The following is a 13955-nucleotide window of genomic DNA, read 5'->3' on the forward strand; positions in this document are numbered from 1 at the left end:
CCCACCCACTTTCCGAGCGAAAGGTACGTTCAGCGCCTTCAGTACGCCGAACGTACCTTTCGCTCAGCGTGACTTCACCCAAATCACTCCGGCCCCCTTCTGGTTTGATGAACACCGAACGAATCGCACCAAAGGGGAACGACAGTGGTTTCAGATCCGATCACGGGCCTGGAGATGGAACTTGCCGACATGTGGCAACGAGGACGCGCCCAGGCGCGCACCTATGCGCGTGCAATTCATCCCAAACTCGATCCGGCGCTCTACCCGGTTCTTGTCATCCTGAACCGTTCCGATGCCGTGCGGATGTCCGACCTGATCTCCACGCTCGATATCGAGAAGTCCACCCTGACCAGGCAAATTGATGCCGCAGCTCGGCTCGGCCTGGTGGAACGGATCCCCGACCCCGACGACGCTCGCGCGAAGCTGGTGACCCTGACCCCTGAGGCTCGGACGAAGCTCACGACGATCCGCAATCATCAGATCGATCGTTGGCGCGCCCGACTCGCAAAATGGGAAACTGACGACATCACCACGCTGACGGCCTTGCTGCACCGACTGGGCAGTTCCGAGGACTGACAACAAAGTAGTTGTGCAGTGCAACCAACTTGATCTATAGTTGCAAATATCAACTATTCGAGGAGGTGGCCGTGATCACTCACGACAGTGCCGAGGCAATCCTCGACAACCTTCGCGCCCTCGTCCGGCGCCACCGCGAGGTTTCGTCGACCGGCTCACGTCAACCGTCCCCCGACATGTTGCCGGACCCACTGGGCGCCCTCCTCTCGCAGCTGTCGGCCGCAGATTCCACGAGATCGACGGATCTGGCGGAAAAGTTGAGAGTGACAGTCTCGACGCTGAGCAGACAGATCACTCACGCCGAATCTTGTGGATACATTCAGCGGCGACCGGACCCGGACGACGGACGGGCATCGCTCCTGTCCTTGACTCCACTCGGCGTCCAGACCCTGGTCTTCCATCGCCGCGCCCAGGCGCAGCGACTCATCGACCATCTCGACGGATGGACCGAAGACGACGCCATCGACGTCGCATGCGCACTCGATCGACTACGCCGATCGACCTGCCCAGAGTCCCACGCGGCGCACTGACCGACACTGCACGATCAGATCGAATCATTCTCCGATGCAAGGACATTCATGAGTTCTTTCACGTCTACCGACGTTCCACCATCTCAGTCATCGACCGATGCGCCGATGACCCACAAGCAGAAGATCGAGGCACTTGTCGGGCTCCTACTCGGCATGTTCGTCGCATTCCTGTCATCGACGATCGTCTCGAATGCACTCCCCACCATCATCACCGAACTACACGGCACCCAGGATCAGTACACCTGGGTCGTGACGGCAACGCTGTTGGCTTCCACCGCAACAACTCCCATTTGGGGCAAGTTCTCGGATCTGGTGAGTAAGAAGCTGTTGGTCCAGCTGTCTATCACGCTGTTCACGATCGGCTCGATACTTGCGGGCATGTCGCAATCGGTCGGCATGCTGATCGGTTTCCGCGCTGTTCAGGGACTGGGCCTCGGCGGCTTGCAAGCCCTCGTGATCATCGTGATCGCGGCGATGTTCAGCCCGCGTGAGCGTGGTCGATACCAGGGACCGATCGCAGCCGTCATGTCCGTCGCGACAGTCGCCGGCCCGCTGATCGGCGGCCTGATCGTGGACACTAGTTGGCTCGGCTGGCGCTGGACGTTCTTCGTCGGCGTGCCGCTGGCAGTCATCGCATTGATCGTCGTGCAGCGTACGTTGAACCTCCCGATCGTCAAGAAGGACGTCAGCATCGACTACGTCGGTGCAACCCTCATTGCCGCCGGTGTCAGCACTCTTTTGATCTGGGTCACTTTGGCAGGTAAGAACTTCGAGTGGGCTTCTGCGATGTCGTTCTTCCTCGTCGGACTCGGCGTGGTGCTGCTCGCCGCAGCGCTGTGGGTGGAAAGCAAGGTCAAGGAACCCATCATTCCGCTCCGCCTCTTCCGAGATCGGACTACCACGCTGGCGACGCTGGCAAGCATCGCCGTCGGCGTCGCAATGTTCGGCGGAGCAGTGTTCTTGGGTCAGTACTTCCAGATTGCCCGCGGCTACTCTCCCACTGCCGCAGGTCTTCTGACACTGCCCATGGTGATCGGTTCCATGCTCTCCGCCGGCCTGTCCGGGGCAATGATCACGAAGTTCGGGCGCTGGAAGGGCTTCCTGATCGCCGGTGCCGTCGCAATGTCGGCAGGCTTCTTCCTCCTCTCGACCATCGATCACGCGACGCCGATGTTCTGGGTCGGACTGTTCCTCTTCGTGCTCGGCGCCGGGATGGGCATGGTGATGCAGAATCTTGTTCTCGCAGTTCAGAACACCGTCGCGCCTAGCGATCTCGGCACCGCAAGTTCGACGGTCTCGTTCTTCCGCTCACTCGGCGGCGCGGCAGGCGTGTCCGTCCTCGGCGCAGTGCTCTCCACTCACGTTGCAGATCTGACGACCAAGGGCCTCAGCGCAATCGGGGTCGATCTGAGTGCGTCCGGAGGATCCGGCGCAGGGCTGTCGAACCTCAACGAACTACCCGAAGCGATCCAGGATGTGGTCCGCGCTGCGTACGGCGATGCCACCGCACGGGTCTTCCTCATCGCCGGAATCCTGGCTCTGTTGAGTCTGATCGCGATCGCCTTCATCAGGGAGAAGGCGCTTCGGACGGAAAGTGGTGACGAGCAACTCCTGGCGAAGATCGCCGTTCCCGGTGAGATCGATTCCGACACCGTCGATGCCGAACTTGCGCTTCTGACCGAAGGTGACGACGAGTTGCAACGACGAAAGTAGCAACCCAGAAACAGTTCCGCGTACCGTCCGGGTGATTCCGGCGGTACGCGGAACTGTATGGGCAGCTGGGTGCGTCAGGTCGCAGCGATCACGCCTGCGACCGGGATCCGGCCGAGAACTGCAACCCGGAAGTCCACCATCGCGCGTTCCACGTGATTGGCGCTCGAGACCACAACCACGCCCGTTGCTCCTCGATCGGCGAGAATCCGAGCAGAGTTGAGCGCGTTCTCCACCGTGGACCACGACGTTCCTTCTTCGGTGATCCGGCCCGGGTCGACGCCGTTGGCGACGAGCCACTCGCGCATCGCCCTGGCTTCCGTCACTCCGGCCTTCGGCGCCCCACCGCTCGTGATGATCGGAGACTGCGGGTACTGACGAGCCAGCTGCAGCGCCGCCTGAAGTCGGTCGACCAGCATCGGACGCATCGTGCCGTCGTCGAAGAGGCCGGCGCCCAAGACGACGATGTTGGTACCCACCGGGTTGAGGTCGAGCAGCACGGGCGACTGGCGCGTCAGCGTCTCAGCACTCGTGCACGCAAGGATGAGAGACCGCACCGGCGTCTGGCAGCCGCCGACAGTCGACAAGATACCGTTGACGACCGTGGTCGGCGTGATGTCGGCGCTCGCTGTCGCCGGCGAAAGGCCCACGCCAGCTGCGGCGATCACCGAAGCAGCGATCAATCCCTTCGTCACAGACCTGCGAACATTTGCCATGTAGCCGAACCCCCAGATTGTCGGTTGTCCAGCACACGGTAGCGAACATTTCGCCACGGTTGCATCATTTGACTCAAATTTACTGTTCACTGACCGTCACACAGACTAAACATAAATATTGGGCAACAATTCGGGTTCGAAACCGTCATCTACCAGCATCTCGAATCTACGCGCCCGCCGCATTACCTATCTGAGCAGCAGAGTCACCGAGAAGGTTGACAACGCGGAACGGCAACAATTCGTTGTCACAGATCACGATGTTGCATCCAGGTGTTCCCGCCCCGTCCCGTCCAAGGTGTCGAAGATCAATTCAGGGTTCGCGAACCGACCCGCTCTGCCGGGTCGTCGACGGGCGGACCACCCGAACCGTGTGTGGGTGGCCCGACATACGGCGCCTGGCCATGTCTCCCGGCCGGATCGCCAGCCCTCCGGCTCGTTCACCGAGAACCACAGACGCATCACGTTTGGGAAGAGTCCGCCTCCATGCCGATTGCGCGACGCGCTCCCAGCGCCATGGTGACTTGCACAAGATCCTTCGGAGACGACAGGTCAAGTCCCGTCAGGGAACTCGCCTTTCGCAGGCGGTACACCACTGTGTTCGGATGTACGTGTAGCTGCCGGGCGGTGGCGGCTCGATCGAATCCGGAGTCGATGAAAGATTCGAGCGTCTCGAGTACCGCGCTATCGGACTCCAACGGCAACAACACATCTGCGAGTATCGGCAGCGCAGCACTGAAGCGGGTCAGTTGATACTCCACTGCAAGATCCTCGAGACGGACGACCCCACTGGTGCGTCCGTACTTTCGGGCAACGTTCAGCACCTCGCGCGCCTGCGTGACCGCCGCTGGAATTGCCGTGGGCGCCGCGACGTGTACAGCGGCAACCGTCGATGCACCGATGACCTTCTCGAGATCACCCAAACGTCGACACAATGACAAATACTGCGGACTCGACGCCCAGTTTCCCTCTGCAGGTTCCGATTCCACAATGGGAATCAGTACGGCTCCGCCGCTGCTCCCGAGCACCCCGAGGGCTTTGTCACGTCCCACCTGATCGAGCTCTCGTTGCAGGTGGCGCACCTTCCTCCGCTCGGCGACGGCAGTGTCCACCTCGGTCGAGGACTCGTCGTCATTCCGCTCGACGTGCAGAGCCACCACCCAGTACAGGCGCGCCAACCTGATTCCCACCTCGTCGGAGACGCGATCCACGTCGACACCCGTCGAAAGTGCTACGAACAGGGACCTTCGCGCCGAATCCTCGTCCGTCTGGGTGGCGTGGTCGGAACCGTAGCCGGCAAGAACCGCGGACGTGGAGGCCGCGGTGTATGCATTCAGGAGTCGTCCGGTGCGGGCAAGTGCAACACCGTCTTCCGGGACCGCCCATTCGCTGATCGTCTCCCACCACAACCCTGCTGCCAGGTGATATGCGCGCAGTACCTCACTGAGCGGAACCAATTCCTGCGCCCGTTGACGAGCCGATTCGCTGATGTCGGCGAGCAACTCGGGCGCCAGATCTGCGCCCGTCCGGAGCATCGAAATGAACAGTTCCAAATTTCGCCTCACGATGGTCGTCACGTCGTTACGCAACGCCTCGTCCGGAAGCAACCGGTAGAAGGTGACGTCGCGGTGGACCAGATCGACCGTCGCATTGACCAGCGGATGGGTGCGTTGCGCCAATCGGTCGGCTAGAGATCTGCCGCCAACCACTATCGGTTCGAACGGCAGACCTTTGTTTCCTGACACAAAACCCTCCACAGAATTGAATTGCCACCACAAGGCCGACCTGCCTTTTTCCTATCACTATGTAACCCACGCCACTCTCGAATTCACAATCAGCGGCGTACCTGGAAGCCCCACCTTCGACCAAATAGGAGCCTCGAGTGACGTGGAAAACGCACAGCGCAGCCATTCTGGCAGGCGTCGTGGCTGCCGGTTCGTTCGCGGCACTCGGGACCGGTGTGTCACATGCCGAAACGCATGCCAGCCCCATCCAATACGTCGCTCTCGGCGATTCCGCGGCGGCCGGCCCGCTGGTCGCCGAACAAGATTCATCGGCGCCGGGCTGCCTACGATCACTAGGCAACTACCCTTCCGTGGTGGCGCAAAGACTCGACGCTCACCTCACGGATGTGACCTGCTCGTCGGCGCGATCCGCCAACGTCACGGACACCGCACAATCGACGTTCTCCGGTCAAGTACCGCCGCAGGAAACAGCATTGGGGCCCGATACCGACCTCGTCACCATCACAATCGGCGCCAACGACATCTCGTTGTTCCCGACAGTTCTGAGCTGCGTAAATCCTCTCCCCGAACCCACCGGAACGTCCTGCCGTGACAAGTTCACCGCAGGCGGCGTCGACCAACAGCGACAGTTGGTCGAAAATGCCTCCGCAGGTTGGAGTTCCATGCTCGAATCGGTTCGCGACCGGGCGCCCTCGGCGCGCATCGTCGTGATCGGATACGGAACATACATCGCCGCCGACGGATGCCCCGGCACCCAGCCGTTCTGGCCGCGCGACGCCGACTATCTCCAGAGTGTGATCGACTACGGCAACACGGTCATGGCAGCAACGGCGGCCCGTCACGGCGTCGAGTACATCGACATCACCGAAGCCACTGCCGGGCATGACATCTGCACTGACCCTGCCACTGCTTACTACACCGGAATCGTCCCTACCCAGCCGGCGGTTCCACTGCATCCCACTGCGGCCGGGATGCAGGCGATCGGCAAAACCGTCGCCGACGCTCTGTCCTGAGCCTCTCCCCCAACACAATTCATTCAGCACTCGCGAAAAGGGTGGAACAATCATGTCAATTCAACGAGACGCTCCGCCGCTGCCGTCCATCGACGGCGCCCCTGTCGGAACACGCGACAAACTTCTCGGCGGCACACTCGTCGCACTGTTTCTCGCAAACATGCTCAACTTCTTCGACCGGGCGATCCCCTCGGTCGTTGCCGAGCCGATCAAGAACGAGTTTTCGCTCAGCGACTTGCAATTGGGATTGATCACCTCTGCATTCACCCTCGTCTACGCAGTCGCAGGTCTGCCTCTGGGCCGGTTGGCCGACACGAAGAACCGTCCCAAGATCATCGGGATCGGACTCCTGGTGTGGAGCGGACTGACGGCAGCAACCGGTGCCGCCGGCAGCTATGTGCTGTTCATCCTCGCGCGTCTAGGCGTCGGTGTGGGCGAAGCGACCTTTACACCCGCAGCCAACTCGATGATCGGTGATATCTACCCGGCAGAACGACGCTCACGCGCACTTGGTGTCTTCATGCTCGGTTTGCCGATTGGCCTCATGCTCGCCTACTTCACCGTCGGCAAGATCGCCGAGGCATTCGACAGCTGGCGTGCACCGTTCTTCCTCGCGGCGATTCCCGGTGTCCTGCTGGCAGTCGTGCTCTACCGCATGGCAGATCCGGTTCGTGGAGGTTCCGAAAGTCCGGAGGCCCGCGCAGCCGCTGTTTCACAGGCACCGATCACCCGTCCGATCCGTCGTCTGCTCGCAATTCCCACGCTTCGTTGGCTCATCCTTGCCGGACTGACGTTCAACTTCGCTGCCTACGCAGTGAATTCGTTTGTCGTCCCGCTTCTGATGCGCCAGTACCACCTGAAACTGACTGCTGCGGCATCGGTCACCGGCATCATCGTCGGAATCACGGGCCTGATCGGATTGCTTCTCGGCGCTCGCTACGCTGACAAGGCCAGCGCACGCTCACCGCGCGCACGGTTGATGATCGGTGTCGGAACCTCGGCATTGGCAGCACCTTTGACGGCACTGGCACTGTTGCAGCACGGCGGGAACGTCGTGATGTTCACGCTCTTGTTCTCGGCCGGGTGGTTGTTGGCCTACGGCTTCTACATCAGCGTCTACCCTGCCATTCACGACGTCGTGGTTCCCAGGCTCCGAGGCACTGCGACGGCGTTGTTCTTCGCTGCCATGTATCTTCTCGGCGGATTCTCGGGACCAGTTGCCGTGGGCGCGATTTCGGACTGGTTCGCCAAGCGCGCGCTTGCCGATGCCGGTACCGGGAAGTTGGCTCAGTACGCCGGCGACGGGTTGAACTCGGCCATGTATCTCGTGCCGATCATGTTGGCGCTCACTGCGGTATTCATCTACCTGGCCACTCGCACTGTCGGCAAGGACGCCGCGCGTATGCAAGCGGAGCTGAGCCAGGCCTGACCCAGGAGTTCACGGCGGTGGCGGGCCCCGAGGCCCCGCCACCGCCGAGTTCAGTTGACCGTGATCGCCAGAGTTGCCAGCATGGACCGCAACATGTCCGGCAAGCGAGCGATCATTCTCTGCTCGGTTATCCGAACGGAGACGGGCGCTGCCAGCGTCGCTCGCCACAGTTCCGGTTGATTGTTCATCAGGTTGTTGTAGACCGGGAGCAGCTGACCGTTGATGTAGGTCCAACGACCGTCCCGGTCCGCCCAGTTGAAGTCCGGAAGCGGTGTTTGCACAACGGCATTGCCCACCGCGAACGAGAGCGGGTTCGACTCACGCGGCGGTACGACGCCAGGCATGGACGGTGATGCGGCGAAGGTGGTCAGGTAGGTCAACGAGCGACCGACGCTGCCGCGGTAGGCCTTCGCCTCGTCCCACTGATCACCCACCGACTGGTACTGCTCACGGCGCAGCAGACGCACATTGCCGTCGAAGACCGACTCCGGTGTCCCCGAAGCAATGTTGTCCCACGCGATACGGGCGTTCTCGTCGAGCAGCCCTGCCCGATCGAGCTCGGCGATGCCGTCGACACCGTCGTGAACCCACGCCATGTGCATGGGAATCAGATCCGAGAAGATGTGTTTGCTCATCGCAATCACTTTCCCCTGGAACCACATCACGTCCTCGGGGCGGATGTCGTGGCCGACCTGGAGCAGCGCCGCAACGTCCTCGGGTGCTCCCATCGACGTTGCGACCGGCGACCCGATGCGGTCGATCTCTCGCCACACCAGTGCCATCGCTTCGCTGATCGCTTGGACTTCCAGCACAACCCGCCCGTAGTCCAAGTCGAGGAGTCCACCGGCAAAAGCGGGCCCGACCATTCCGCCCATGCCTGCCCACTGCAGTTCTTGATGCTCGAGCTGCAGTCGCTCGTAGAACTGGAAAGTGTTGGTGAGGTTTCCGAGATTCGCGTGCACACCGTCGAAGGGAGTCCACGAAGCGAGATCGATACCTGCCGACTCCGTCCCGACTGCGAGCCAGTACTGCTTGAGCAGTGTCTGATAGCGGTGCGGAGCCACTCCCGATGCTCGGGCGGTATCGACCAAACTCCGCAGCGTCGCGGAATCCGACGGCAGTGAAGGATGCAGACCCCCCGCGGCTTCGGCGTTTGCGTTCACCGCTTCCAGGTCGAGGTACCTGTCGAGTTCACCAGTACCCGCAGACGCCCGGCCTCCCAGTACGACCGCACCGCCGATGCCTGCCGAAGCGACGAGAACTGTGCGCGCGAAATCCCTGCGTGTCAAAGACTTCCGCATACTCATTTCCCTTCGGCTTCGTCGAACGTCTTCGCCAGCCAGGCGATGTCCTGCATACCCAGCTGATCGGTCACCGTCTTGTACAGGTTGGTCACGTAATCGAGCGGCCCGCACTGCGACGGGAGCAGGTCCACGTCGCCGCCGTCTGCTCGATATGTCTGCGCCAATTGCTCTGCCTCACTGAAGGGAACGAGGAAGTCGTCCTCACAGGAAGAAATCAGAAGCTTCGAGGCCGGCGCCTGCTTTCCCAACGTGTTGTCCGCGTACGCCGCGGCCAGTGCCGGGATCGTTCGGGGCGCCGGATTGGTGAGCAGGACGTCGAAGGGAACGAACGGGAGTCCGAGGTAGAGCGCCTGGCAGGACGCGCGGAATGCTGCGGCGACGTTGTGACCGATCGGAGTGAGATGATCGTCGAGCCGAACGTCGGGGTAGCCCGCGTCGAATCCGAGAATGCTCGAGAAGACGAAGCCGGAACCGATCCCACCGGCCGCCGTCTCCTCGAAGGTTGCCGGGTCGATCATCATCGCCTGGATGGCGCTGGCCTGCACGTTCAGTTCCGGCGCGTAGTCATGCGCCTGTTCCGCGGCAAAGCCCGCTGCGACACCGCCGCCGGCGACACCGTAGATGCCCACAGGGGTGTCTGATTCGAGACCGGCCTCCGGAAGCGCGAGTGCTGCCCGAACGCCGTCGAGCGTTGCCTTGCCCGAGAACTGTCCGATCGAGAACGGATGGGGAGAAGTGTCGCCGTCGTTGCCGACGTCGCTCATCATCACTGCCCAGCCGTGACCGAACATCTGGGCCACCGGGCCGAGCGCCGAGAACATCGCCGGGTCGCTCTGATTGCCGCCGGTCCACTGGTGACTTGGTGCGCAGTTCGCCCCCAGGCTGTCGTTCGCTTCGGCGTATCCGATGATCTTGCGATCGCCTGGCGCAGTTCCGTCCTCGGGAATCATCAGAATTCCGGTACTGATCACCTGGCGACCGAAGTGATCAGTGGTTGTGTACATGAGTTGGTGAGCCGAGACCACGTCCGGGCGGACCTGGTAGACCTGAACACTGACCGGACGCGCTTTGAGAAGAGTTCCGGGGGCGGTGCCGGGCTCGATTTCGGGCTCGTCGAACCACGGATCGTCGGACGAGAGCCCGAGTGGCGTCAATTCGGTAGAGATATCAGCGCCTTGAAGTGCCTTCACGACCAACGGGTTGAACACGTCGGCCAGGTCGACGGTCTCCTGCGCACCAGCCGGCGACCCCACCGCAAACAAGGCCACTGCCAGGGCCGATGCCGTTCCGGCGCGCCATGACCACCGTCGCCACGTCGAGTCAAACATCGTTCACAGGTTCCTTACTTTCGGGTAATGAGCACCCCTACACTCCCATTCACCTGCATTAACCGACAAGTCGGGCACCGATCCGTTGGCCGAAAACCTCGATCGGGCTTAGGCTGACGGCACCTGTCCGGCAAGTCTGGCGTGGGAGGTTTGTCTGTGAGTGCTCCGACCCGTGTATCGCGAGCTACCGGCGATTCACCTCGCGCTCGACCGCGGCCGTCCAATATCACGTGCAAAATTCTGATGGCCGTGACGGGACTGATCTTCGCCGCTTTCGTGCTCGTCCACATGATCGGAAACCTGAAGGTCTACACCGGGGCCGATCACTTCGACGACTACGCACACTGGCTACGCACAGTGTTCGAACCCTTCCTGCCATACGAGGGACTTCTGTGGATTCTTCGCATCGTCCTGCTCGCGTCATTGGTCGCACACGTCTGGTGCGCCTGGTTGCTCACCGTCCGTGGCCGCCGAGCTCGAGGGAAGTTTCGACGTAAAAGCTTGGGAATCAAGTCCTTTACCGCGCGCACAATGCCCGTCACCGGAGCAGTGCTGCTGCTGTTCGTCATCTTCCACATACTCGACCTCACCACCGGAACCCGCCCCATCGGCAGCACCGAGTACGAAGCGGCCACGCGCACGCAGAGTTACGCATACGACAACCTGATCGCCAGCTTCGAGCGTCCACTGGTGGCGTCGTTCTACATCGTCGCGATGGCTCTGCTGGCAATGCACCTCGCGCACGGACTCTGGAGTGCGGTCAACGATCTCGGCGTGACCGGCCAACGGCTGCGCCAGATTGCCGTTGCACTCTCCGGAATCTTTGCGCTCGTCGTGATGGTCGGAAACATGTCGATCCCCATCGCGGTGATGACCGGCGTCATCTCGAAGACAGGAGCGTCATAAGTGAACAGCTTCGAACTCGACGATCTGCGCAGCATCGGGACGCCGGTGGACGGTAAGGTCCCGGCCGGCGATCCGGAGACAGCCTGGCCCACTCGCAAACTCGACTACAAGCTCGTCAGCCCGCTCAACCGGCGCAAGTTCACGGTCATCGTCGTCGGTACCGGACTCGCCGGCGCGGCCTGCGCCGCCTCACTTGGTGAACTGGGCTACCACGTCGAATCCTTCACCTTCCACGATGCACCGCGCCGTGCACACAGCGTCGCCGCGCAGGGCGGCATCAACGCCGCTCGTGCCCGAAAGGTGGACAACGACAGTCTCGCCCGCTTCGTGAAGGACACCGTCAAGGGCGGCGATTTCCGCGGCCGCGAGGCCGACTGCTTCCGACTCGCAGAGGAATCCGTACGCGTCATCGATCACATGAATGCCATCGGAGCACCGTTCGCCCGTGAGTACGGCGGCACTCTCGCTACCCGATCCTTCGGCGGCGTACAGGTGTCGCGCACGTACTACACGCGCGGGCAGACAGGCCAGCAGCTGCAGATAGCGTCGTCGCAGGCACTGCAACGTCAGATCGCAGCCGGAACGGTCAACCTCCACACCCGAACCGAGATGCTCGATCTCATCGTTTCGGACGGCCGAGCACAAGGGATAGTCACACGCGATCTCGTGACCGGTGAGATCGGCGCCACCACAGGCCATGCCGTCGTACTGGCCTCCGGTGGGTACGGCACCGTGTTCCACAAGTCCACACTTGCGAAGAACTCCAACGCCACCGCCGCATGGCGAGCGCACCGACGCGGCGCGCTGATTGCCTCACCCTCGTTCATCCAATTCCATCCGACGGCACTTCCCGTCAACTCCGAGTGGCAGTCGAAAACCATTCTGATGAGCGAATCACTACGCAACGACGGCCGGATCTGGGTACCGGCCAAGCCCGGAGACGATCGCGAACCAGGCGACATTCCCGAAAATGAGCGCGACTACTACCTCGAGCGCAAATATCCGGCGTTCGGGAACCTCTCTCCCCGCGACGTCTCTTCACGGGCCGCCCGCGAGCAAATCGACTCCGGTCACGGCGTCGGCCCTCTGAAAAACAGTGTGTACCTTGATTTCCGCGATGCACTGGCACGGCTCGGCCGCAAGACCATCGAGGAGCGATACGGAAATCTGTTCTCGATGTATCGCGACGCCACCAGCGAAGACCCCTATACGGTGCCGATGCGCATCGCCCCCGGAGCCCACTTCACCATGGGAGGACTGTGGAACGACTACGACCAGATGACCTCCATCCCCGGCTTGTTCGTCGGTGGTGAGGCAGGGTGGGGATACCACGGGGCCAACCGCCTCGGCGCCAATTCGCTGCTTTCGGCATGCGTCGACGGCTGGTTCACCCTCCCGTACGCGATTCCGAATTATCTTGCGCCGCTACTCGGATCAGCACCTCTCGAACTTTCCGATCCCGCAGTGACGTCGACGCTCAGTGACGTGAGCGGTCGGGTGGACCTGCTGCTCTCGGTCGGCGGAACACACGGCCCCGACAGGTTTCATCGACAACTGGGCGAGATCCTCTATGCGGGTTGCGGTGTCACCCGAACGGCCGAAGGCTTGACCAAGGCCATCTCCGAAATCCGAGCATTACGAGGCGATTTCTGGTCGAACCTACGAGTCGCCGGCAGCGGAAACCAGTTCAACCAGGAGCTGGAAAGGGCCGGCAGGGTAGCCGATTTCCTCGAACTCGCCGAACTGATGTGCGTCGATGCTCTCGATCGTGACGAGTCCTGTGGAGCGCACTTTCGGGCCGAACATCAAACTCCCGACGGCGAAGCACAGCGAAACGATCAAGACTGGTGCTTCGTCTCCGCGTGGGAAACCGCCAAGGACGGCAGCCACATTCGACACGACGAGCCGTTGTCCTTCACCGCTGTTCCACTGCAGACGAGGAACTACGTATGAAAATCACCGTGGACGTGTGGCGCCAATCCGGACCGGAGTCGTCCGGTGCATTCGACACCTACCAAGTAAACGACGCGACAGTGGAGATGTCACTGCTGGAACTTCTCGACCGACTCAACGACCAACTCGTGGAGAGCGGCAACGAACCCATCGCCTTCGATTCCGACTGCCGAGAAGGGATCTGTGGGTCCTGCGGCATCACGGTCGACGACGTTCCCCATGGGCCGGTTGCGAACACTCCCACGTGCCGTCAGCACCTGCGCAGCTTCTCCGACGGTGACCGAATCAAACTGGAACCGTTCCGCTCCGCCGCTTTTCCGGTGGTCCGCGACCTCGTGGTCGATCGTTCGGCTCTCGACCGGGTCCTCGAAGCCGGTGGCTATGTATCGGTCAATGCGGGAACTGCACCGGACGCAGACAGCCAGCCGCTCTCGCATCAAAGTGCCGAAGCTGCACTGGACTTCGCCGCGTGCATCGGCTGCGGCGCTTGCGTAGCAGCCTGCCCCAACGGTGCCGCGCACCTCTTCACCGGTTCCAAACTGACCCACCTGTCCCTCGTCACGCAGGGACGCAACGAACGTGGCAAGCGGGCCCGAGCGATGTCGCACCAGATGGAGGCCGATTTCGGGCCGTGCTCGACCTACGGTGAATGCGCGGAGGTGTGTCCCGCGGAGATACCGCTGACCGCGATTGCCGCTGTCAACAAGGAATCGATGCGATTCGGATTGCGGCGCAAGGACAACTGAGC

General features: G+C 61.9%; 12 protein-coding genes. 8 read left to right on the forward strand and 4 right to left on the reverse strand.

The genetic code is table 11. From position 1 onward, the window contains the following. The first annotated feature begins 144 nt into the window (after positions 1-144). From FEZ59_RS12505 to FEZ59_RS12515, 3 genes are all read left to right on the forward strand, one after another. Positions 145-576, forward strand: coding sequence for a MarR family transcriptional regulator (locus FEZ59_RS12505; RefSeq protein ID WP_019745731.1), 432 nt, complete (start codon positions 145-147; stop codon positions 574-576). A 71-nt stretch (positions 577-647) separates the two neighbouring features. After that, positions 648-1106 carry a MarR family transcriptional regulator gene (locus FEZ59_RS12510; protein ID WP_134998945.1) on the forward strand — a complete coding sequence of 153 codons (459 nt, stop codon included), beginning with the start codon at positions 648-650 and terminating at the stop codon, positions 1104-1106. A gap of 48 nt (positions 1107-1154) precedes the next feature. Continuing rightward, positions 1155-2819 (forward strand): DHA2 family efflux MFS transporter permease subunit, encoded by a 1665-nt coding sequence (locus FEZ59_RS12515; RefSeq protein WP_046379462.1) that lies wholly within the window; start codon positions 1155-1157, stop codon positions 2817-2819. Between the two features lie 74 nt (positions 2820-2893). On the opposite strand, the gene FEZ59_RS12520 is transcribed toward FEZ59_RS12515, so the two are convergent. Beyond that, on the reverse strand, positions 2894-3622 hold the full coding sequence (locus FEZ59_RS12520; RefSeq protein ID WP_029256486.1) for a YdcF family protein: 729 nt from the start codon (positions 3620-3622) through the stop codon (positions 2894-2896). A gap of 368 nt (positions 3623-3990) precedes the next feature. Beyond that, a complete protein-coding gene (locus FEZ59_RS12525) occupies positions 3991-5274 on the reverse strand; it encodes a PucR family transcriptional regulator (protein WP_060938237.1) in 1284 nt (427 codons plus the stop codon). A 137-nt stretch (positions 5275-5411) separates the two neighbouring features. Here FEZ59_RS12525 and FEZ59_RS12530 point away from each other — a divergent pair, with 137 nt between their 5' ends. Continuing rightward, a complete protein-coding gene (locus tag FEZ59_RS12530) occupies positions 5412-6287 on the forward strand; it encodes a GDSL-type esterase/lipase family protein (RefSeq protein ID WP_172932698.1) in 876 nt (291 codons plus the stop codon). A gap of 52 nt (positions 6288-6339) precedes the next feature. Beyond that, positions 6340-7716 carry an MFS transporter gene (locus FEZ59_RS12535; protein ID WP_020971108.1) on the forward strand — a complete coding sequence of 459 codons (1377 nt, stop codon included), beginning with the start codon at positions 6340-6342 and terminating at the stop codon, positions 7714-7716. Positions 7717-7766: 50 nt separating this feature from the next. On the opposite strand, the gene FEZ59_RS12540 is transcribed toward FEZ59_RS12535, so the two are convergent. Continuing rightward, the gene (locus tag FEZ59_RS12540; protein ID WP_225989586.1) at positions 7767-9017 is read right to left on the reverse strand and encodes a Tat pathway signal protein; all 1251 of its coding nucleotides are present in this window, start codon (positions 9015-9017) and stop codon (positions 7767-7769) included. A gap of 2 nt (positions 9018-9019) precedes the next feature. Beyond that, positions 9020-10348: a lipase family protein gene (locus tag FEZ59_RS12545; protein ID WP_172932699.1), complete on the reverse strand. Its 1329-nt coding sequence runs from the start codon at positions 10346-10348 to the stop codon at positions 9020-9022. Between the two features lie 156 nt (positions 10349-10504). Here FEZ59_RS12545 and FEZ59_RS12550 point away from each other — a divergent pair, with 156 nt between their 5' ends. The 3 genes from FEZ59_RS12550 to FEZ59_RS12560 are packed head-to-tail and all read left to right on the forward strand — an operon-like array spanning position 10505 to position 13953. Next, the gene (locus FEZ59_RS12550) at positions 10505-11254 is read left to right on the forward strand and encodes a succinate dehydrogenase cytochrome b subunit (protein WP_084325459.1); all 750 of its coding nucleotides are present in this window, start codon (positions 10505-10507) and stop codon (positions 11252-11254) included. Then, entirely contained in the window at positions 11255-13207 is a 1953-nt protein-coding gene (locus FEZ59_RS12555) for a fumarate reductase/succinate dehydrogenase flavoprotein subunit (protein ID WP_113682711.1), read from the forward strand. After that, positions 13204-13953: a succinate dehydrogenase/fumarate reductase iron-sulfur subunit gene (locus tag FEZ59_RS12560; RefSeq protein WP_047888993.1), complete on the forward strand. Its 750-nt coding sequence runs from the start codon at positions 13204-13206 to the stop codon at positions 13951-13953. The genes FEZ59_RS12555 and FEZ59_RS12560 overlap by 4 nt, the downstream gene beginning before the upstream one ends. Positions 13954-13955 lie beyond the last annotated feature (2 nt).

This window comes from Rhodococcus sp. MS13, assembly GCF_013277835.1.
Classification (GTDB): domain Bacteria; phylum Actinomycetota; class Actinomycetes; order Mycobacteriales; family Mycobacteriaceae; genus Rhodococcus_F; species Rhodococcus_F erythropolis.

Coding starts and splice junctions, on each gene's coding strand:
- FEZ59_RS12515 (WP_046379462.1), top strand. CDS start 1,155: ATGAGTTCTTTCACGTCTACCGACGTTCCACCATCTCAGTCATCGACC.
- FEZ59_RS12535 (WP_020971108.1), top strand. CDS start 6,340: ATGTCAATTCAACGAGACGCTCCGCCGCTGCCGTCCATCGACGGCGCC.
- FEZ59_RS12540 (WP_225989586.1), bottom strand. CDS start 9,017: ATGCGGAAGTCTTTGACACGCAGGGATTTCGCGCGCACAGTTCTCGTC.
- FEZ59_RS12545 (WP_172932699.1), bottom strand. CDS start 10,348: ATGTTTGACTCGACGTGGCGACGGTGGTCATGGCGCGCCGGAACGGCA.
- FEZ59_RS12560 (WP_047888993.1), top strand. CDS start 13,204: ATGAAAATCACCGTGGACGTGTGGCGCCAATCCGGACCGGAGTCGTCC.